Origin of the sequence: Streptomyces glaucosporus (assembly GCF_039533345.1) — a bacterium.
Classification (GTDB): domain Bacteria; phylum Actinomycetota; class Actinomycetes; order Streptomycetales; family Streptomycetaceae; genus Streptomyces; species Streptomyces glaucosporus.
Window position 1 is genome coordinate 153,170 of the sequence record NZ_BAAATJ010000006.1, and the last position, 19,022, is coordinate 172,191.

General features: G+C 74.0%; 21 protein-coding genes. 15 read left to right on the forward strand and 6 right to left on the reverse strand.

Going from position 1 to position 19,022, the window contains the following annotated elements:
- Positions 1–47 precede the first annotated feature (47 nt).
- The 4 genes from argJ to ABD358_RS09815 are packed head-to-tail and all read left to right on the forward strand — an operon-like array spanning position 48 to position 3,889.
- A complete protein-coding gene (argJ, locus tag ABD358_RS09800; protein ID WP_344630500.1) occupies positions 48–1,202 on the forward strand; it encodes a bifunctional glutamate N-acetyltransferase/amino-acid acetyltransferase ArgJ in 1,155 nt (384 codons plus the stop codon).
- Entirely contained in the window at positions 1,199–2,101 is a 903-nt protein-coding gene (gene argB, locus ABD358_RS09805) for an acetylglutamate kinase (protein WP_344630501.1), read from the forward strand. Before argJ ends, argB begins: the two co-directional genes overlap by 4 nt.
- Positions 2,098–3,327 (forward strand): acetylornithine transaminase, encoded by a 1,230-nt coding sequence (locus ABD358_RS09810; protein ID WP_344630502.1) that lies wholly within the window; start codon positions 2,098–2,100, stop codon positions 3,325–3,327. Before argB ends, ABD358_RS09810 begins: the two co-directional genes overlap by 4 nt.
- Positions 3,328–3,334: 7 nt before the next feature.
- The gene (locus ABD358_RS09815; RefSeq protein ID WP_344630503.1) at positions 3,335–3,889 is read left to right on the forward strand and encodes an arginine repressor; all 555 of its coding nucleotides are present in this window, start codon (positions 3,335–3,337) and stop codon (positions 3,887–3,889) included.
- 199 nt (positions 3,890–4,088) lie between these two features.
- Here the strand turns inward: ABD358_RS09815 and ABD358_RS09820 are convergent, their stop codons facing one another.
- Positions 4,089–4,655 (reverse strand): GNAT family N-acetyltransferase, encoded by a 567-nt coding sequence (locus ABD358_RS09820; RefSeq protein ID WP_344630504.1) that lies wholly within the window; start codon positions 4,653–4,655, stop codon positions 4,089–4,091.
- 134 nt (positions 4,656–4,789) lie between these two features.
- A complete protein-coding gene (locus ABD358_RS09825; RefSeq protein ID WP_344630505.1) occupies positions 4,790–5,356 on the reverse strand; it encodes a GNAT family N-acetyltransferase in 567 nt (188 codons plus the stop codon).
- Positions 5,357–5,557: 201 nt separating this feature from the next.
- Between ABD358_RS09825 and ABD358_RS09830 the strand changes: the two genes are divergently transcribed.
- The 3 genes from ABD358_RS09830 (at position 5,558) to argH (ending at position 8,891) form a co-directional block, all read left to right on the forward strand.
- A complete protein-coding gene (locus ABD358_RS09830) occupies positions 5,558–5,962 on the forward strand; it encodes a DUF488 domain-containing protein (RefSeq protein WP_344630506.1) in 405 nt (134 codons plus the stop codon).
- 149 nt (positions 5,963–6,111) lie between these two features.
- Positions 6,112–7,308, forward strand: coding sequence for an argininosuccinate synthase (locus ABD358_RS09835; RefSeq protein WP_344630507.1), 1,197 nt, complete (start codon positions 6,112–6,114; stop codon positions 7,306–7,308).
- A gap of 119 nt (positions 7,309–7,427) precedes the next feature.
- Positions 7,428–8,891, forward strand: coding sequence for an argininosuccinate lyase (gene argH / locus ABD358_RS09840; protein WP_344630508.1), 1,464 nt, complete (start codon positions 7,428–7,430; stop codon positions 8,889–8,891).
- An 83-nt stretch (positions 8,892–8,974) separates the two neighbouring features.
- On the opposite strand, the gene ABD358_RS09845 is transcribed toward argH, so the two are convergent.
- A complete protein-coding gene (locus ABD358_RS09845; protein WP_344630509.1) occupies positions 8,975–9,124 on the reverse strand; it encodes a hypothetical protein in 150 nt (49 codons plus the stop codon).
- 110 nt (positions 9,125–9,234) lie between these two features.
- Entirely contained in the window at positions 9,235–9,915 is a 681-nt protein-coding gene (locus tag ABD358_RS09850) for a lysophospholipid acyltransferase family protein (RefSeq protein ID WP_344630582.1), read from the reverse strand.
- Between the two features lie 245 nt (positions 9,916–10,160).
- Between ABD358_RS09850 and ABD358_RS09855 the strand changes: the two genes are divergently transcribed.
- The 3 genes from ABD358_RS09855 (at position 10,161) to ABD358_RS09865 (ending at position 12,619) form a co-directional block, all read left to right on the forward strand.
- Positions 10,161–11,303 (forward strand): glycerophosphodiester phosphodiesterase, encoded by a 1,143-nt coding sequence (locus tag ABD358_RS09855; protein ID WP_344630510.1) that lies wholly within the window; start codon positions 10,161–10,163, stop codon positions 11,301–11,303.
- A 144-nt stretch (positions 11,304–11,447) separates the two neighbouring features.
- Positions 11,448–12,014, forward strand: coding sequence for a sigma-70 RNA polymerase sigma factor region 4 domain-containing protein (locus tag ABD358_RS09860; RefSeq protein WP_425576288.1), 567 nt, complete (start codon positions 11,448–11,450; stop codon positions 12,012–12,014).
- Between the two features lie 89 nt (positions 12,015–12,103).
- Complete coding sequence (locus ABD358_RS09865) at positions 12,104–12,619, forward strand: GNAT family N-acetyltransferase (protein ID WP_344630511.1); 516 nt, start codon at positions 12,104–12,106, stop codon at positions 12,617–12,619.
- A 111-nt stretch (positions 12,620–12,730) separates the two neighbouring features.
- On the opposite strand, the gene ABD358_RS09870 is transcribed toward ABD358_RS09865, so the two are convergent.
- Positions 12,731–13,180, reverse strand: a complete 450-nt coding sequence (locus tag ABD358_RS09870; protein WP_344630512.1) for a hypothetical protein — start codon at positions 13,178–13,180, stop codon at positions 12,731–12,733.
- The gene (locus tag ABD358_RS09875; RefSeq protein WP_344630513.1) at positions 13,173–13,544 is read right to left on the reverse strand and encodes a hypothetical protein; all 372 of its coding nucleotides are present in this window, start codon (positions 13,542–13,544) and stop codon (positions 13,173–13,175) included. The genes ABD358_RS09870 and ABD358_RS09875 overlap by 8 nt, the downstream gene beginning before the upstream one ends.
- 642 nt (positions 13,545–14,186) lie before the next feature.
- On the opposite strand from ABD358_RS09875, the gene ABD358_RS09880 reads away from it, so the two are divergent.
- The 5 genes from ABD358_RS09880 to cbiE all read left to right on the forward strand — a co-directional run bounded on the left by ABD358_RS09880 (position 14,187) and on the right by cbiE (position 18,988).
- Positions 14,187–15,251 carry a methionine ABC transporter ATP-binding protein gene (locus ABD358_RS09880; protein ID WP_344630514.1) on the forward strand — a complete coding sequence of 355 codons (1,065 nt, stop codon included), beginning with the start codon at positions 14,187–14,189 and terminating at the stop codon, positions 15,249–15,251.
- A complete protein-coding gene (locus ABD358_RS09885; protein ID WP_344630515.1) occupies positions 15,248–15,919 on the forward strand; it encodes a methionine ABC transporter permease in 672 nt (223 codons plus the stop codon). The genes ABD358_RS09880 and ABD358_RS09885 overlap by 4 nt, the downstream gene beginning before the upstream one ends.
- Before the next feature lie 90 nt (positions 15,920–16,009).
- The gene (locus ABD358_RS09890; RefSeq protein ID WP_344630516.1) at positions 16,010–16,861 is read left to right on the forward strand and encodes a MetQ/NlpA family ABC transporter substrate-binding protein; all 852 of its coding nucleotides are present in this window, start codon (positions 16,010–16,012) and stop codon (positions 16,859–16,861) included.
- 111 nt (positions 16,862–16,972) lie between these two features.
- Positions 16,973–17,608 carry a GNAT family N-acetyltransferase gene (locus ABD358_RS09895; protein ID WP_344630517.1) on the forward strand — a complete coding sequence of 212 codons (636 nt, stop codon included), beginning with the start codon at positions 16,973–16,975 and terminating at the stop codon, positions 17,606–17,608.
- A 144-nt stretch (positions 17,609–17,752) separates the two neighbouring features.
- Positions 17,753–18,988: a precorrin-6y C5,15-methyltransferase (decarboxylating) subunit CbiE gene (gene cbiE, locus ABD358_RS09900; RefSeq protein WP_344630518.1), complete on the forward strand. Its 1,236-nt coding sequence runs from the start codon at positions 17,753–17,755 to the stop codon at positions 18,986–18,988.
- The last annotated feature ends 34 nt before the right edge of the window (positions 18,989–19,022 follow it).

Here is a 19,022-nt window from a genome sequence, read left to right on the forward strand (position 1 = left end):
GCGGGAACCGGCGAGACGACGACGGACGGGACGGACGGAGAGAAGCTGTGAGCGTCACCGCGGCGAAGGGATTCACGGCGGCGGGCATCGCCGCCGGGATCAAGGAGAACGGCAGCCCCGACCTGGCCCTGGTCGTCAACAACGGGCCGCGTCTGGCGGCCGCGGGGGTGTTCACCTCCAACCGCGTCAAGGCCGCCCCGGTGCTGTGGTCCGAGCAGGTCCTCAAGGGCGGGCTGGTCTCGGCGGTCGTCCTCAACTCCGGCGGCGCCAACGCCTGCACCGGACCGCAGGGCTTCCAGGACACCCACGCCACCGCCGAGAAGGCGGCCGAGGTGCTCGGCCACAACGCCGGCGAGGTGGCCGTGTGCTCCACCGGCCTGATCGGGGTGCGGCTGCCGATGGACAAGCTGCTGCCGGGCGTCGAGCAGGCCGCGAAGGCGCTCTCCGCGCACGGCGGCGAGAAGGCCGCCATCGCCATCAAGACCACCGACACCGTCCACAAGACCGCCGTCGCCGAGTCCGGGGGAGGCTGGGTCGTGGGCGGTATGGCCAAGGGCGCGGGGATGCTCGCCCCCGGCCTGGCCACCATGCTCGTCGTCCTCACCACCGACGCCGACGTGGACGCCGCCACCCTCGACGCGGTGCTGCGGGAGGCGACCCGCACCACCTTCGACCGGATCGACTCCGACGGCTGCATGTCCACCAACGACACCGTGCTGCTGCTGGCCTCCGGGGCCTCCGAAGTGGTGCCCGACGAGGCGGAGTTCGCCGAGGCCGTCCGCACCGTCTGCGCCGACCTGGCCCGGCAGCTCATCGGCGACGCCGAGGGGGCCTCCAAGGACATCCGCATCGAGGTGGTGGGCGCGGCCACCGAGGACGACGCCGTGGAGGTCGGCCGCAGCATCGCCCGCAACAACCTCCTCAAGTGCGCCGTCCACGGCGAGGACCCCAACTGGGGCCGGGTGCTCTCCGCCATCGGCACCACCTCCGCCGCCTTCGAGCCCGACCGGCTCAACGTCGCCATCAACGGCGTGTGGGTCTGCAGGAACGGCTCCGTCGGCGAGGACCGCGAGCTGGTGGACATGCGCTACCGCGAGGTCCGCATCACCGCCGACCTGGCCGCGGGCGACGCCTCCGCCGTCATCTGGACCAACGACCTGACCGCCGACTACGTCCACGAGAACAGCGCCTACTCGTCATGAGCACCCGCAAGCACAAGGTCCTGCCCAAGGCCGAGACCCTCATCGAGGCCCTGCCCTGGCTGACCCGCCACCACGGCAGGACGGTCGTCATCAAGTTCGGCGGCAACGCCATGGTCGACGAGGACCTGAAGGCCGCCTTCGCCCAGGACGTGGTCTTCCTGCGGCACGCCGGACTCAAGCCGGTCGTCGTCCACGGCGGCGGCCCCCAGATCAACGCCCACCTCGACAAGCTGGGCCTGGTCAGCGAGTTCAAGGCCGGACTGCGGGTCACCACCGACGAGGCGATGGACGTCGTGCGGATGGTGCTGGCCGGCCAGGTCCAGCGCGAACTGGTCGGCCTCCTCAACCGGCACGGCCCCCTGGCCGTCGGCATGACCGGCGAGGACGCCCACACCATGACCGCCACCAAGCGCTACGCCGAGATCGGGGGCGAGCGGGTGGACATCGGCCGGGTCGGCGAGATCACCGAGGTCGACACGGGCGCCATCCAGGCGCTGCTGGACGACGGCCGCATCCCGGTGGTCTCCTCCATCGCCCGCAGCGCCGACGACGGCAACGGGGTCTACAACATCAACGCCGACCTCGCCGCCGCCGCGCTCGCCGCCGCGCTCGGAGCCGAGACGCTGATCGTCCTCACCGACGTCGAGGGGCTGTACGCGGACTGGCCGGACAGCGACGAGGTGATCAGCCAGCTCACCGCGAGCGAGCTGGAGAAGCTGCTGCCGGACCTGGCCAGCGGGATGGTCCCCAAGATGGAGGGCTGCCTGTACGCCGTGCGCAACGGCGTCAACACCGCCCGCGTCCTCGACGGGCGCGTCCAGCACTCCATCCTGCTGGAGATCTTCACCGACGAGGGCATCGGAACCATGATCGTGCCGGACCAGGGAGAACAGGAATGAGCACCGCCGACAGCACCGGTGGCACCGACGAGACCGGCAACGCACACCTCGTCCGGCGCTGGCAGGGCGCGCTGATGGACAACTACGGCACCCCCCGCATCCCCATCGTCCGCGGGGAGGGCGCCCGGCTGTGGGACGCCGACGGCAGGGAGTACCTGGACTTCGTCGGCGGCATCGCCGTCAACTCCCTCGGCACCGCGCACCCGGCGGTCGTACGGGCCGTCTCCGAGCAGATCGCCACGCTCGGCCACGTCTCCAACCTGTTCGTCGCCGAGCCCCCGGTCGCCCTGGCCGAACGGCTGCTGGGCCTCTTCGGACGGCCCGGACGCGTCTACTTCTGCAACTCCGGCGCGGAGGCCGTCGAGGCCGCCTTCAAGATCGGCCGCCGGACGGGCCGGACGCACATGGTCGCCACCGCCGGGGGCTTCCACGGACGCACCATGGGCGCCCTCGCGCTGACCGGCCAGCCCGCCAAGCGCGACCCCTTCCTGCCGCTGCCCGCCGACGTCACCCACGTCCCCTACGGCGACGCCGACGCGCTGCGCGGGGCCGTCACCGAGGAGACGGCCCTGGTGGTCCTGGAACCGATCCAGGGCGAGAACGGCGTCGTCGTCCCGCCCGAGGGCTACCTCGCCGCGGCCCGCGAGATCACCGCCGCCACCGGCACCCTGCTGGTGCTGGACGAGGTGCAGACGGGCATCGGGCGCACCGGGCACTGGTTCGCCTGCCAGGCGCAGGGCGTCGAGCCCGACGTCGTCACCCTCGCCAAGGGACTGGGGGCCGGGCTGCCCATCGGCGCCACGGTCGCCTTCGGGAAGGCGGCCGAGCTGCTGGCGCCCGGCCACCACGGCTCCACCTTCGGCGGCAACCCGGTGTCCTGCGCGGCGGCGCTGGCCGTCCTGGACACCATCGCCGGCGAGGGGGTCCTCGACCACGTCAAGCGCGTCGGCGACCGCCTGCGCGAGGCCATCCGGGGGCTGGGGCACCCGCTGGTCGACCGGGTCCGCGGCGCCGGGCTGCTGCTGGGTATCGTACTGACCGAACCCGTCGCGCCCCAGGTGCAGAAGGCGGCCCAGGACGCGGGCTTCCTGGTGAACGCGTGCGTCCCGGACGTCGTCCGGCTCGCCCCGCCGCTGATCGTCGGCGAGGACGAGGCGGACGCGCTGGTCCGCGCCCTTCCCGGCATCCTCGACGCCGTCGACGGGACCCGACGAGCCGGAGACTGACGAGACGATGACCGAGGCGCAGGGCAGCAACCACGGGGGCCCGGCCGTACCCCACACGCGTACGGCCCGGCACCGCCGGATCGTGGAGATCCTGAGCCGCGAGCCGGTCCGCTCCCAGAGCCAGCTCGCCAAGCTCCTCGCCGACGACGGGCTGAGCGTCACCCAGGCGACGCTCAGCCGCGACCTCGACGAACTGGGCGCGGTGAAGATCCGCAACACCGGCGGCGAGCTGATCTACGCCGTTCCGGGCGAGGGCGGCGACCGCACCCCCCGGGCTCCGCTGGGGGAGTCCGCGAGCGAGGCCCGGATGGCGCGGCTGGCGGGCGAACTGCTCATCTCCGCCGAGGCCTCGGCCAATCTCGTGGTCCTGCGCACCCCGCCCGGGGCCGCCCAGTTCCTCGCCTCGGCCATCGACCAGGCGGAGGTCCACGACATCATCGGCACCATCGCGGGCGACGACACCGTGCTGCTGATCAGCCGCCACCCCACCGGCGGCCAGGCCCTCGCCGACCATCTGCTGCGGCTGGCGCAGAAGAACTCCGCCCAGCGCGGCCACTCCTGAGAGGGGGTCGGCGTCCGGGGCCGGCGCTTCCGGTCCGCGGACGGACGGCTCCGCGACCGCGACGGCCGCCGGATCCACCGCATCCCCGCCGGCGAGCAGGGCGAGCACCGCGGGCGGGGCGGGCCGGCGGCGGGTCGCGGAGCGCGGCGCGGGAGGGAGCGCGGCGCGGAGGCCGGGGGTGGCGGACGCGGTACGGACCCTAGGCGGATCCCCCGCGGACGGCCCCGGCCCTCCACTCCTCGGCCAGCAGGGACCAGACCTGGAGGTCGTGGCGGCGGCCTCCCATGGGGAACACGCCGCGCAGGGTCCCCTCGTGCGTCATGCCCAGCCGTTCGGCCACCGCGATGCTGGGGGCGTTCTCGGGGGAGACCATCCACTCCACCCGGGACAGGCCGCGGACGCCGACCGCCCAGTCGATCATGCGGCGGGCGGCGGTGGTGACCAGTCCCCGCCCCCGGGCCCCGGGGGCGAGCCAGGCGCCCAGCTCGCAGGAGCCCCCCTCGGCGTCGAACAGCCGGAACATCATGCCGCCGACCAGTTCGCCGTCGAGCCGGATGCCGTAGACGCGCCCCTGGTCGGCGGCCTGCTTGTCCGCGTAGCGCTGGAGGAAGGCCCGCGCGGAGGCGGTGTCGGTGACGGAGTGCGCCCACGGCAGCCAGGGCGTGAGGTGGTCGCGCACCCGCTCGGTGAACGCGGCCAGCTCCGCCGCCTGCCACGGCTCCAGGGGGCACAGTTCCGCGCCGTCGCCGAGAGGGGTGCTGAGCATGGGCGTCTCCTGGGGTCGGGGTACGGCCGCCTGCGGCCCCGGCGACCGGGGGCGCCCGCCACGATCGATTCGCTGTCACGGTAGCCGCACCCCGACGCGCCGCACCACCGGGGCGGCCGGGGCCGTCCCCCGGCTCAGCCGGTCCCTCCGCGGGGGCCGGTCCTCTTGTGGAAGAGGGTGGTGGGCCGCAGAACGCCCTCGGTGTCGGCGGCGTAGTCCGGGATCGTGCCCGCCTCGGTCCAGCCGGCCGAGCGGTAGAGGCGCTCGGCCGGGCTGCCGGTCTGGGTGTCCAGGACCAGCAGGGAGACGCCCGAGGCCGCCGCCTCCCGCTCGGCCGTCGCCAGCAGCGCGCGGCCGAGGCCCCGGCCGCGCGCGTCCCGGCGCACGATCAGCTTGGCGATCTCGGCGCGGTGACGTCCGTTGGGCATGCCGCCTCTGCGCAGCTGCACGGTGCCGACGATCCGGCCGTCCCCGCCGCGGGCGGCCCACACCGCGGTCCCGCCCGCGGCCACATCGGGAGCCAGACCCTCCCACCAGGCCGTGATCCCCGTCCGGTCGGGAGGGGCGAGGAAGCCGATCGAGGAGCCGCCCTCGACGGCGTCGCACACCAGATCGGCCAGTTCACGGCGGGCGGCGAGAAGTCCGGGGGCCGACAGCCGGACGATCGCCGGCTCGGCGCTGTTCGCGTGTTCGGTTCGCACCGCCCGATGGAACGCCCCCGCGCTCCCGCCGCGCAAGGGCGTTCCGCCTGCCGGTCACACGGGCCGGAATCCCTCGACGCCGCCGGCGTGCCCCTTCCCGGGGAAGCGGACGGCCGGCCGTGCGGTCGCGGGTCTTTCCCCGGCCGCGCCGCGTCCGGGCGTGCGCGTGCGGGCCCGGGGTTTCCGGCGCAGGCTGGGGTCATGGGAGACACGGAGCACGGACAGGCCGCGGAGGGATTCGCGGTGCGGACGCGCCGGGTGTACGAGGCCGCCGCGCCCGGCGACGGGAAGCGGGTGCTGGTGGACCGGCTGTGGCCGCGCGGCCTGGCGAAGGAGCGGGCCGGGCTGGACGAGTGGGCCAAGGACGTCGCCCCCTCGGACGGCCTGCGCCGCTGGTACGGCCACGATCCCGGCCGGTACGCGGAGTTCGCCGGGCGCTACCGGGCGGAACTGGCCGAGCCCGGACGGCACGAGGCGGTGGAACGGCTGCGGGAACTCGCCGGGGACGGGCCGATCACCCTGCTGACGGCGACCGGGGAGGTGGACCGCAGCCACCTCCCCGTCCTGGCGGAGGTCCTGCGGAACACGCCCGGCAGCGCCGGCTGACCGGTCCGGCCGCCCTCCGGCGGCGCAGGGGCGTCCCGCCGTCCGCCACCGGGCCGGCCCCCGGCCTCCCCGGGGAGCCGCGCGTTGACGAAACATACGGTGGAATGCATACTTATACCAGTCGCCGCATGCATCATAAGGAGCCCTCCGTGACCGAGCGCGTCGTACTCGCCTACTCCGGCGGCCTGGACACCTCCGTCTGCATCGGCTGGATCGCCGAGGAGACGGGCGCGGAGGTCGTCGCCGTCGCGGTGGACGTCGGCCAGGGCGGGGAGGACCTGGACGTCATCCGCAAGCGCGCGCTCGCCTGCGGTGCCGTCGAGGCGGAGGTCGCCGACGCCAGGGACGAGTTCGCCGAGGAGTACTGCCTCCCGGCGATCAAGGCCAACGCGCTCTACATGGACCGCTACCCGCTGGTCTCCGCCCTCTCCCGGCCGGTCATCGTCAAGCACCTGGTGGCGGCGGCCAGGAAGCACGGAGCCACCACCGTCGCCCACGGCTGCACCGGCAAGGGCAACGACCAGGTGCGGTTCGAGGCGGGCATCGCCTCCCTCGCGCCCGACCTGACCTGCATCGCGCCCGTGCGGGACTACGCCATGACCCGCGACAGGGCCATCGCCTTCGCCGAGTCCAAGGGCCTGCCGATCGCGACCACCAGGAAGTCGCCGTACTCCATCGACCAGAACGTCTTCGGACGGGCCGTGGAGACCGGCTTCCTGGAGGACATCTGGAACGCGCCGACCGAGGACGTCTACGACTACACCGAGAACCCGGCCGTCCCGCGCGAGGCCGACGAGGTCGTCATCACCTTCGACAAGGGAGTCCCCGTCGCCGTCGACGGCAGGCCCGTCACCGTCCTGCAGGCCATCCAGCAGCTCAACGAGCGCGCCGGAGCCCAGGGCGTGGGCCGCATCGACATGGTCGAGGACCGCCTGGTGGGCATCAAGTCCCGCGAGGTGTACGAGGCCCCGGGCGCCATCGCGCTGATCACCGCCCACCAGGAGCTGGAGAACGTCACCGTCGAGCGCGAACTGGCCCGCTACAAGCGGCAGGTCGAGCAGCGGTGGAGCGAACTGGTCTACGACGGCCTGTGGTTCTCCCCGCTCAAGCGGGCCCTGGACGGCTTCGTCGCCGAGGCCAACGAGCACGTCTCCGGCGACATCCGGATGACCCTCCACGCAGGCCGCGCCGTCGTCACCGGCCGGCGCTCCCGGGAGTCGCTGTACGACTTCGACCTGGCCACCTACGACACCGGCGACACCTTCGACCAGTCGATGTCCAAGGGCTTCATCGAGATCTTCGGCATGAGCAGCAAGATCGCCGCCAAGCGGGACCTCGGGCAGTAACCTGCCCCCCGCGGCAGCCGCACCCCGCCCGTCCCCCCTTCCGCCCGCAGCGGGGGAGACGGGCGTCCTTCCACCCCAGCCACGCACCAGTACCACCGGTACGCGCACGAGGAGCAGCGATGACCAACGGCCCCCGGACCCCCGCCCCCTCCGCAGGCGGCGACGTACGGCTGTGGGGCGGCCGGTTCGCCGACGGGCCGGCCGAGGCCCTGGCGAAACTCTCGGCCTCCGTCCACTTCGACTGGCGGCTGGCCCCCTACGACATCGCCGGCTCGCGGGCGCACGCCCGGGCGCTGCACAAGGCCGGGCTGCTGACCGACGCCGAACTGGAGCGGATGCTGGCCGGACTCGACCGGCTGGCCGCCGACGTCGCCGACGGGTCCTTCACCGGCACCGTCGCCGACGAGGACGTCCACACCGCCCTGGAGCGCGGACTGCTGGAGCGCCTCGGCCCCGAACTGGGCGGCAAGCTCCGCGCCGGACGCTCCCGCAACGACCAGGTCGCCACCCTGTTCCGGATGTACCTGCGCGACCACGCCCGGATCATCGGCGGTCTGCTGGCCGACCTGAACGAGGCGCTGGTCTCCCTGGCCGAGGCGCACCCGGACGTGGCGATGCCCGGCCGCACCCACCTCCAGCACGCCCAGCCGGTGCTCTTCGCCCACCACGTCCTCGCCCACGTCCAGGCGTTCTCCCGGGACGCCGAACGGCTGCGGCAGTGGGACGAGCGCACCGCCGTCTCGCCCTACGGCTCGGGGGCGCTCGCCGGTTCCTCCCTCGGCCTGGACCCGCGGGCGGTCGCCGCCGACCTGGGCTTCGAGCGCGGCTCGGCGGCCAACTCCATCGACGGCACCGCTTCCCGCGACTTCGTCGCCGAGTTCGCCTTCATCACCGCGATGATCGGCGTCGACCTCTCCCGGCTCGCGGAGGAGGTGATCATCTGGAACACCAAGGAGTTCTCCTTCGTCACCCTCCACGACGCCTTCTCCACCGGCTCGTCGATCATGCCGCAGAAGAAGAACCCCGACATCGCCGAGCTGGCGCGCGGCAAGTCCGGGCGGCTCATCGGCAACCTCACCGGACTGCTGGCCACCCTCAAGGCGCTGCCGCTGGCGTACAACCGCGACCTCCAGGAGGACAAGGAGCCCGTCTTCGACTCCTGCGACGAACTGGAGGTCCTGCTCCCGGCGTTCACGGGGATGATGGCCACCCTCACCGTCAACTGCGAGCGGATGGAGGAGCTGGCCCCGGCCGGTTTCTCCCTCGCCACCGACGTCGCCGAGTGGCTGGTGAAGCGGGGTGTGCCGTTCCGGGAGGCGCACGAGATCGCGGGGGAGTGCGTCAAGGTCTGCGAGGCCGCCGGGATCGAACTGGACCAGCTCACCGACGAGCAGTTCGCGAAGATCTCCCCGCACCTGACCGGCGAGGTCCGCTCCGTGCTGAGCGTCGCCGGGGCGCTGGCCTCCCGCGACGGGCGCGGCGGCACCGCGCCGTCGGCGGTCGCCGTCCAGCTCGCCGAGGTCAGGGAGGACCTGGCCGTCCAGCGGGCCTGGGCCCAGGCGGCCCCGGGGACGGGGGAGTAGCCCGCCCCCGAGACACCCCTCCACGGGGATCCGGGTGGCGCCCGCCGGCGACGGCGGGCGCCACCCGGGCGTCCTCCCCCGCGTCAGCGGGCCGTCCAGCCGCCGTCCACCGAAAGCACCGCGCCGGTGAGGTACGACGCGACGGGGGAGGCCGGCGGCAGCGCCGCGCCGGAGAGTTCGGCCGGCTCCGCCCAGCGCCCCGCCGGACCGAAGCCGGGAACACCGGCGAACACCCCTCGTCCACGCGCGGCCCCCTCCGCCCTCCGCGGCCGGCCGCGGAGGGCGGAGGGGGCCGGGAGCGCCTGCCGGGAGCCCGCGGGGAAGGGAGCCCGCGGGGAAGACCTCAGGCCGCCTTCGCCTTGGTGGCGTACACGTCCACGTACTCCTGGCCCGACAGCCGCATCACGTGGCTCATCACCTCGTCCGTCACGGCCCGCAGGACGTAGCGGTCGCGGTCCATGCCGTCGTAGCGGGAGAAGTCCAGCGGCTCGCCGAAGCGGACGGTGATCCGGCGGTCCCGGCCGATCCGGGGAAGGCCCCGGCCGTCCGGCTGGACGCGGTCGGTGCCGATCATCGCGAACGGGACCACCGGCGCCCCCGTCATCAGCGTCAGCCGGGCGATGCCGGTGCGCCCGCGGTACAGCCGGCCGTCGGGGGAGCGGGTGCCCTCCGGGTAGATGCCGAAGACCTTGCCCTCCTCCAGCACCCGGCGGCCGGTCATCAGCGCGGCCACGCCGCCGCGCCCGCCGTCGCGGTTCACCGGGATCATCCCGACGCCGGTGAAGAACCAGGCCATCAGGCGGCCCTTGAGGCCCTTGCCCGTGACGTACTCGTCCTTGCCGATGAAGAAGACCTGCCGGTCGACGACGAGCGGGAGGATCAGCGAGTCGATGAACGTGAGGTGGTTCCCGGCCAGGATCACCGGACCGCTGCCGGGAATGCGCTCGGCGCCCTCGACCCGCGGACGGAACAGCACGCGCAGGAGCGGGCCGAGCAGCGCCTTGATGATCTGGAAGCGGGACAACATGCCCTCCGGTCGTGGACGGTCAGCGCGCACACCCGCGCAGATGAGGACCATACTCGCGGTCCCCGGCGGGCCGGGCGCCGGGTTCATCCGACGGATACCCGGTGTCGGGGCGCTTTGTCAGCCGTTTGCGCCACGTTCCCCTCGCGGTCTCCCGGCGGACAGCGCTGCGCGCCTACCATGCGCGGGTTCCGCCGCTTGTCGTGTGCGGGACAGGCAAGAGCAGAAACGGGAGAGGAGTGTCCATGGGACAGGTGCAGCGGCCGGGGCGCAGAACCGTGCTGGGCGCGGCGGTGCTGGGGGCCGGGGCGGCGGCGCTGGGACCGGCGGCCACGGCCGCGGCGGCCGCCGGCGGTGCGGGCCGGGGACGTCCGAGGCTGCCGTCGCCCGCCGTGATCGCCCACCGGGGCGCCAGCGGCTACCGGCCCGAGCACACCCTGGGGGCGTACCAGCTCGCCCTCGACATGGGCGCGGACGTCATCGAGCAGGACCTCGTCCCCACCAGGGACGGCCATCTGGTGTGCCGTCACGAGAACGACATCACCGGCACCACGGACGTGGCCGACCACCCGGAGTTCGCCGACCGCAGGACCACCAAGACGGTGGACGGCGTGCAGCTCACCGGCTGGTTCACCGAGGACTTCACCCTCGCCGAGCTCAAGACGCTGCGCGCCACCGAGCGCATCCCCGACACCCGCCCGGACAACACCCTCTACGACGGCCGCTGGGAGGTGCCCTCCTTCGAGGAGGTGCTGCGCTGGGCCGAGCGCGAGGGCCGCCGGCGCGGACGCCCGGTCTGGCTCCACGTCGAGACCAAGCACCCGAGCTACTTCCGCAAGCTGGGCCTGGGCCTGGAGGAGCGGCTGGCGAAGCTGCTGCGGAAGTACGGGCGGCACCGCGCGAACTCCCCGACGTTCCTGCAGTCCTTCGAGCCGAGCAGCATGCAGAGGCTGAACCGGCTGGTGGACACCCCGTGCGTGGTGCTGCTGTCCTCCGCCTCCTCCCGCCCGTGGGACTTCACGGAGTCCGGCGACCCGCGCACCGTGGCCGACCTGGTCACGCCCGAGGGCCTGAAGTGGATCTCCGGCTTCGCCCAGGGCATCGGCCCCACGCTCGACCTGGTCGTCCCCAGGACGGCGGACGGCCGGCTCGGCGAACCCACCACCCTGGTGCGCGACGCCCACGCCCGCGGCCTGCTCCTCCACCCCTACACCCAGCGCAACGAGAACCGCTTCCTGCCCGCCGACTTCCGCCGCGGCACCGACCCCGACGCCTACGGGGACGCCTTCGGCGCCCTGCGCGCGTACCTCGCCACCGGCATCGACGGCATCTTCTCCGACAACCCGGACACGGCCCTGCTGGCCGCCGAGGAGTTCCGCCGCGGCTGAGCACCCGTCACCCCGGCCCTCCCGCCGCCCGGTTCCGGTGCCGCCTCCGGTCCCGGCACCGGAGGTGGCACCGGAGGCCACCCGTCCGGGTGGCCTCCGGCCGGCCGCGCAACCGGCGCGCCGCCCGGAGCCGTCCCGGCAGCCGTGACACCGGACGATCCCCTTCCCCTCTCCCTGCCCATGCCGCCGCCGCTGCGTTCCCTGCTGGCGGCCGAGTGCGCCGCGGAGGCGGCGGGCCACGGCGTCGAACCCGGCGACCTCGAACAGGCCGTCTGGCTGCGCTGGCTGGAACACGGCAGGAGGGCCGGCCCGCCGCCCCGCCCGGCCCACTGGCTGCGGACGGCGGTACGGGCCGAGGTGCGGGCCGCGCGCCGCCGGACGCGCCGCGAAGTGGCCTACGACCCGGCGGAGTCCGGGGCGGGCGCCCTCCCGGCGCAGGGCGCCGGTGAGGCCGGCAGCGCCGAGAACCGCGCCCTGCTCCGCGAACGGCGGCGGGCCCTGCGCGCGGCGATCGGGGAACTGCCCGGCCGCTGCCCCGCGCTGCTCACCGCCCTGCTGTCGCACCGGGACCCCACCTACCCGGAGATCGCACGCGAGTTGGGAATCTCACAGGGCAGCCTGGGGCCGGTCCGTTCCCGTTGCATCGACTGCCTGCGCAGAATGCTCCCGACGGAGGTTGCGGCTCCCGGACCACGGGGAAGGGTGCGGTAGACAACCGGCGTCATCAGGGCAGACAGTTCGGGCGCGCGACCCTCGTCCCACACGCGCGCCCGGACGCGACCATCAGGAGACGTGCGCACATGGGAACGAGCGTGACCATCTCTGCGGCGAGGGAAAGCGACGCCGAGCAGATCCTCAAACTGCAGTACCTGTGCTACCAGTCCGAGGCCGCGCTGTACGGCGACTACCGCATCGAACCGCTCGTCCAGACCCTCGAGGACCTGCGCGCCGAACTGGCCGGCGGCTGCGTGCTCGTGGCCCGGCTCGGCGAGGAGGTCGTCGGCTCGGTCCGCGGCAGCGTCGGCGAGGACGGCACGGCGACCATCGCCAAACTGATCGTGCACCCCCGCATGCAGCGGCACGGCCTCGGCCGGCGGCTGCTGACCGCGATCGAGGAGAAACTGGCGGAGGAGCGGTCCGCCCGGCGCTACCGGCTGTTCACCGGCCACCGCAGCGACGGCAACCTCCGCCTCTACCGCAGGCTCGGCTACGCCACCGTCTCCACCGAGCGGGTGTCCCCCCGGCTGAGCCTGGTCTTCATGGAGAAGGAGGCCGTGCGCGAGGCACTGCCCGAGGACTTCGCCGCCAGCGCCTGAACCGGAGGACCGCCCGGAGGAGCCGAGGGCGTGCGGGGAACGGCACGACGCCGCCCCGCACGCCCTTTTCCCGCGGACGGAAGCCCGGAGGCGTCCGGGTGCGGCGGCCCGTTACGCCGCCCGCCGCGAGCGCCGCAGCCACACCAGGCCGAGGACCGGCAGCACCAGCGGAAGCAGCAGGTACCCCAGGCCGTAGTCCGACCAGACCGTCGAGTCCGGGAAGGCGGCCGGGTCGAGCACGGTCCAGGTGCCGACCGTCAGCACCCCGGCCAGTTCCGCCGCGCAGCCGGCCGTCGCCACCCTGCGGGCGGCCTCGCCGCCGCGGACCAGGGCGAAGGTGATGACCACGTACACCACCGCGGCCACCGCCGAGAGCGAGTAGGCCAGCGGCGCCTCCCCGAAACGGGTGGCGAGCTGGTAGACCGAGCGGGAGGTGGCACCGACGGCGAAGACCGCGTACACGGCCAGCAGCGGGCGGCCCGGCCCGTGGCCGAGCCCCCGTGAGCCGTCCCGCCCGGCGGACGCGGTCCGGCCGGGCCCTTCGGAGGGCGTCTCAGACATGGCCGCCGCCTCCCCACACGTCGTACAGCCGCACCTGGAGCACCGCCATCACCACCGCGCCCGCGGCCACCGTCGCCGAGCCCCAGCGGGTGCGCTCGGCCAGCGACATGAACCCGACGGCGGGCACGCAGGCCACGACGCCCAGCAGATAGCCGACGAAGACGACCGTGCCGCCGTCCGGCCGCTCGCCGCGCGCGAGCTGCACGATCCCGACGACCAGCTGGACCAGGGCGAGCGCGGTCACCACGGCCATGCCCGCGAAGTGCCAGTCCTTGGTCGGCTGGTCCCGGTAGGCCGCGAAACCGCACCAGGCGGCCAGGGCGAGCGCGGCCACGGCGACTACGACCGTCAGCGGGGTGAACATGCCGAGACTGTATTACGGGCGGAACGGCGGACGGGAAAGGCCCCCGCCCCGCCCTCGTCCCCGCTTCCCGGGCCGCCCGGGCCCGCCGCACCGGACGGACCGGAGACGGCCGGCGCGGCGGGCCCGGGAACGTGGTCTTGGCCACAGTCCGCCGCCCGGCGGGCCGCCCGGAAGCGCCCCGAGGGGGGCGCCGCAGGCCGCGTCCGCCCAGGCCACCGCCGGTGACCTGGGATCGTCTCGGAAGGCGGGCGTCCGGAGACCACCCCCGATGTCCACTATGCGGACAACTGATTCCGTTTTTTTGCGTGCCCCCCTCAGGCATCTGGTTTACTCGTCCTCATGACCGCGACGAGCCACAGCACCCCCGAGACCGAAGCGGCGATGCCGCCCGGGGCCGGCCGCGCGTGTCGAATGTGTGACCGCTGAGGGCCCCCGCCCGAGCCGCCTCGCGCCCCGAAGCGAGACCCGAGCCCCCGCCCGCGCCGTCCGCGGGCACGGAGGACACGCTCGGCCCGCGCTCATCCGCAGTCCCGCCGCCGCGGCGCCCGGGACTGCCGGTCCCCCCTCCGCCGGGATCCGGCCAGGAACATCCGTGCCCGGCGCGCCACCGCGCGCCGCGCACCCGACAGTGATGGACACCCAGTGATCACCACCACGGGACTCACCAAGGTCTACCGCTCCCGCGGCCGCGACGTGACCGCGCTCGACGGCGTCGACCTGCACGTCCGCGAGGGCGAGGTCTTCGGCGTCGTCGGCCGCAGCGGCGCGGGGAAGTCGTCCCTGATCCGCTGCGTCAACCTGCTGGAGAGACCCACCTCCGGCACGGTCGTCGTCGACGGGCAGGACCTCACCGCGCTGGCCGGACGCGGACCGCGGGCCGGCGCCGAACTGCGCCGGGCGCGCAGCCGCATCGGCATGGTCTTCCAGCACTTCAACCTGCTGTCCTCCCGGACCGTCCAGGGCAACGTCGAACTGCCCCTGGAGATCCTGGGGGTGCCCGGCCGGGAACGCGCCCGCAAGGCGCGGGAACTCCTCGGCCTGGTCGGCCTCGCCGACCACGCCCGCGCCTGGCCCGCGCAGCTGTCGGGCGGGCAGAAGCAGCGCGTCGGCATCGCCCGGGCGCTCGCCGGCGACCCCAAGGTGCTGCTGTCGGACGAGGCGACCTCCGCCCTCGACCCGGAGACCACCCGCTCGGTGCTGGAGCTGCTGCGCGACCTCAACCGGCAGCTCGGCCTGACCGTCCTGCTCATCACGCACGAGATGGACGTCGTCAAGTCGGTCTGCGACTCGGCGGCCCTGATGCGCGACGGGAGGATCGCCGAGTCCGGCACCGTCTCCGAACTGCTGGCCACCCCCGGCTCGGAACTGGCCCGCGAACTGTTCCCCCTCGGCGACCCGCCCCCCGCGCGGGACCGCACCGTCGTGGACGTCACCTTCCACGGCGACAGCACCGCCCGGCCGCTGATCTCCCGGCTGTCGCGCACCTACGACATCGACGTGTCGATCCTCGGCGCCGCCATGGACACCATCGGCGGCCGGCAGGTCGGCCGGATGCGGATCGAGCTGCCGGGCCGGTTCGAGGACAACGTCGTGCCGATCGGCTTCCTGCGCGAGCAGGGCCTGACCGTGGAGATCGCCGGAACCGGAGAGGACGCCGCCGCGGCCGCCGGCGCCGCGGCCCTCACGACAGCGGAGGAGGCCCGATGACCTGGCCGGAGATGCAGCCCATCCTGATCCAGGGCACCGTCGACACGCTCTACATGGTCGGCTGGTCCACCCTCGTCACCGTCCTGGGCGGACTCCCGCTGGGCGTGCTGCTGGTCCTCACCGACCGCGGCGGACTCCTGGCCAACCGGGCGGTCAGCAAGGTCCTGGGAGCCGTGGTCAACGTCGGCCGCTCCCTGCCCTTCATCGTCCTCGTCGTCGCCCTGATCCCCTTCACCCGCATGCTGGTCGGCACCTCCATCGGCCCGACGGCCGCCGTGGTGCCGCTGGCCATCGGCGCCATCCCCTTCTTCGCGCGGCTGGTGGAGACCGCCGTGCGGGAGGTGGACCACGGCCTGGTCGAGGCCGTCCTCGCCATGGGCGGCGGCACCGGCACGGTCGTCTTCAAGGCCCTGCTGCCGCAGGCCCTCCCCTCGCTCGTGGCCGGCCTGACCACCACCGTCATCACCCTCGTCGGCTACTCCGCGATGGCCGGGGCGGTGGGCGCCGAGGGACTGGGCAGCAAGGCCATCACCTACGGCTACCAGCGCTTCGAGACCGGCTTCATGGTCGCCACCGTCGTGGTGCTGCTCGCCATCGTCACCGCCGTACAGCTCCTGGGCGACGGCGTGGTGCGGCTGCTCTCCCGCCGGGAGCGCGCCGCCTCCTGAGACTTCCGCGTCCCGCGGAGACCCCCACACGAAGCCGGACACCTTGTCCGGCGCCACAGGAAACACGGAAACCGGAAAGAGGCACTCTTCGTGCACACCATCGCCAAGACCACCGCCGCCGCCGCGGCAGCCGCCGCCCTCACCCTGGGCCTGGCCGGCTGCGGCACCGACTCCGACCCCGCCGCCTCCACCGGAAAGGGCGACGCCGACGCGCCGCTGACCGTCGCCGCCTCCCCGGTCCCGCACGCCGACATCCTCGCCTTCGTCAAGGAGAACCTGGCCGAGGACGCGGGACTGAAGCTGGAGATCAAGGAGTTCACCGACTACGTCCTGCCCAACACCGCCACCGAGAACGGCGAGGTCGACGCCAACTACTTCCAGCACAAGCCGTACCTGGACGACTTCAACGCCAAGCAGGGCACCCACATCGTGCCCGTGGTGGACGTCCACCTGGAGCCGCTGGGCCTGTACTCCTCCACGCTGAAGAAGGCCTCCGACCTCGGCGCCGGCGACACCGTCGCGGTGCCCAACGACACCACCAACGAGGGCCGGGCCCTGCGGCTCCTGGACGAGCACGGCCTGATCGAGCTGAAGGAAGGCGCCGGGAACGACGCCACCCTCGCCGACATCGCCGACGCCAAGGGCCTGAAGTTCAAGGAGCTGGAGGCCGCCGCCCTGCCCCGCTCCCTGGAGGACGTGGACGCCGCCGTCGTCAACGGCAACTACGCCATCGAGGCCGACCTGGAGCCCTCGAAGGACGCCCTCGCCCTGGAGAAGGCGGAGGGCAACCCCTACGCCAACTTCCTCGCCGTCAAGGAGGGCAACGAGGACGACCCGCGGGTGGAGAAGCTCGCGAAGCTCCTCACCTCCGACGAGGTGAAGAAGTTCATCGAGGAGAAGTACCGCGGTTCGGTCGTCTCCGCCGCGGGCGCCGGGTCCTGACACGGGCGCACCGCGCCGGGCCCCGGCCGCAGCGGCCGGGGCCCGGCGCTGCACACCGTCCGGACGATGCTGCATGCTGGGGACCCGACCCCCTTCAGGCTGGAGCGGCGCATGACATCCACCTTCCCGGAGACCTCGATCAGTACGGAGCGGCTCGTGCTGCGTCCCCTCGAGGAGGCGGACATCCCCGCGTTCGCGGAGATGATGAACGACGAACTCGTCGCCGCCTGGACCTCCGTACCCGCCCCCTACACCGAGGACGACGCCCGGGAGTGGATCACCCGCCGGGCCCCCGCCGAGCGGACCGGGGGACGCGGCATCGTCTTCGCCGTCACCGAGTTCCTCACCCAGCGCCTGGTCGGCACCGTCCACCTGGGCGGGGTGGACTGGCGGGTGCGGTCCGCGGAGGCGGCGTACGTGATCGCCCCCTGGGCGCGCGGCGAGGGGTACGCCGCCGAGTCCGTGCTGGCCGCGGCCCAGTGGCTCTTCCAGGACCAGCGGTTCGAGCGGCTGGAGATCCGCACCGCCGCCGACAACACCGCCTCCCAGCGGGTGGCCCAGAAGATCGGCTGCGTCAGCGAGGGCGTGCTGCGCAACGCCTGGATAGCCCGCAGCCGCACCGAGGACGGCGGCTGGACCGACGTCCGCACCGACCTGATCGTGTGGAGCCTCCTGCCGGAGGACCTGGACGGAATGCCCGAGGAGACGGCCGAGGCCGGCTACTCCTCCTACGCGGAGTGGCGCTGACCGCCCGGCCCTCCCCTCACGGACGCGCCCGGCCCCGGGCGCGGTAACCTCCCTGCGGCGGACCCGCCGCCCCTCCCCGCCTCCGCAGACCCCGGTCTGCCCCGCTCCGTCCCCGCCCCCGCGACGCGCCCAGGAGACCCGCCGATGGCCGACCGTGTCACCGTGATCGGGTGGGACGGCTCGCCGCTGACGGAGGCCGCCCGGGCCGCCCTCGGGGCGGCCACCCTCGTCGCCGGCGCCGCCCACCACCTGGCCCTGCCCGAAGTCCCGCCCGGCGCCGAACGCATCCGTCTGGGCAGCGTGGCGCTGGCCGCCCGCCGCATCGCCGGGCACCGCGGCACCGCGGTCGTCCTCGCCGACGGGGACCCCGGCTTCTTCGGCGTCGTCCGCACCCTGCGCGCGCCCGAGTACGGCCTGGAGGTCGAGGTCGTCCCCGCGGTCTCCTCCGTCGCCGCCGCCTTCGCCCGCGCCGGGATGCCCTGGGACGACGCCCAGATCGTCGTCGCCCACGGCCGCACGCTCCGCCGCGCCGTCAACGTCTGCCGCGCGTACCCCAAGGTCGCCGTCCTCACCTCGCCCGGCGCCGGCCCCGCCGAACTGGCCCTGCTGCTGGAGGGCGTGCACCGGACCTTCGTCATCTGCGAGGCGCTGGGCACCGAACGCGAGCAGGTCACCGTCCTGACCTCCGACAGGGTCGCCGACCACGTCTGGCGCGACCCCAACGTCGTGATCGTCGTGGGCGGCCCGGGCTCCGGGACCGAGGCCGGCACCGACCGGGACGGCTGGCTGGCCGGACGCGGGCCCGCCTACCCGCCCCCCGTGCGCGGCTGGGCGCTGCCGGCCGCCGAGTACACCGGGCAGGACCCCGCCGCGCCCCCGCCCGGAAGCCGGGACTCGGCCCAGCTCCGCGCCGCCCAGCTCGCCCGGCTCGGGCCGCGCCCCGGCGACCTGCTGTGGGACGTCGGCGCGGGCAGCGGAGCCGTCGCCGTGGAGGCCGCCCGCTTCGGCGCCGCCGTCCTCGCCGTGGAACGCGACGCCGCCGCCTGCGCCCGGACGGCCGCCGCGGCACGGCGCTTCGGCGTCCAGCTCCAGATCGTGCGGGGAACGGCGCCCCTGGCCCTGGAGGACCTCCCCGAACCCGATCTGGTGCGCGTCGGCGGCGGAGGGGTGCGCACGGTCGCCGCGTGCGCCGACCGCAGGCCCGAGAGGATCGTCACGCACGCCGCCACCCGCGACGAGGCCGAGGCCGTCGGCAGGGTCCTGGCGGACGCCGGATACGCCGTGGAGTGCGCGCTGCTGCAGTCCGTCGAACTGGACACCGGGGCCTGGACGGAGCGGGAGCGCTCGGTCGTGTTCCTGCTGTCCGGCAGCCGGATGTGATCTCTTCCGGAAGGAACCATGACCAACCGGGGCC

What these genes read in the sequence shown, in the direction of transcription:
- ABD358_RS09870 (WP_344630512.1), bottom strand. Translation starts at nt 13,180, where the DNA reads ATGTCTGAGACGCCCTCCGAAGGGCCCGGCCGGACCGCGTCCGCCGGG.
- ABD358_RS09875 (WP_344630513.1), bottom strand. Translation starts at nt 13,544, where the DNA reads ATGTTCACCCCGCTGACGGTCGTAGTCGCCGTGGCCGCGCTCGCCCTG.
- ABD358_RS09865 (WP_344630511.1), top strand. Translation starts at nt 12,104, where the DNA reads ATGGGAACGAGCGTGACCATCTCTGCGGCGAGGGAAAGCGACGCCGAG.
- ABD358_RS09895 (WP_344630517.1), top strand. Translation starts at nt 16,973, where the DNA reads ATGACATCCACCTTCCCGGAGACCTCGATCAGTACGGAGCGGCTCGTG.
- ABD358_RS09820 (WP_344630504.1), bottom strand. Translation starts at nt 4,655, where the DNA reads ATGCTCAGCACCCCTCTCGGCGACGGCGCGGAACTGTGCCCCCTGGAG.
- cbiE (WP_344630518.1), top strand. Translation starts at nt 17,753, where the DNA reads ATGGCCGACCGTGTCACCGTGATCGGGTGGGACGGCTCGCCGCTGACG.
- argB (WP_344630501.1), top strand. Translation starts at nt 1,199, where the DNA reads ATGAGCACCCGCAAGCACAAGGTCCTGCCCAAGGCCGAGACCCTCATC.
- ABD358_RS09855 (WP_344630510.1), top strand. Translation starts at nt 10,161, where the DNA reads ATGGGACAGGTGCAGCGGCCGGGGCGCAGAACCGTGCTGGGCGCGGCG.
- argH (WP_344630508.1), top strand. Translation starts at nt 7,428, where the DNA reads ATGACCAACGGCCCCCGGACCCCCGCCCCCTCCGCAGGCGGCGACGTA.
- ABD358_RS09885 (WP_344630515.1), top strand. Translation starts at nt 15,248, where the DNA reads ATGACCTGGCCGGAGATGCAGCCCATCCTGATCCAGGGCACCGTCGAC.
- ABD358_RS09815 (WP_344630503.1), top strand. Translation starts at nt 3,335, where the DNA reads ATGACCGAGGCGCAGGGCAGCAACCACGGGGGCCCGGCCGTACCCCAC.
- ABD358_RS09810 (WP_344630502.1), top strand. Translation starts at nt 2,098, where the DNA reads ATGAGCACCGCCGACAGCACCGGTGGCACCGACGAGACCGGCAACGCA.
- ABD358_RS09830 (WP_344630506.1), top strand. Translation starts at nt 5,558, where the DNA reads ATGGGAGACACGGAGCACGGACAGGCCGCGGAGGGATTCGCGGTGCGG.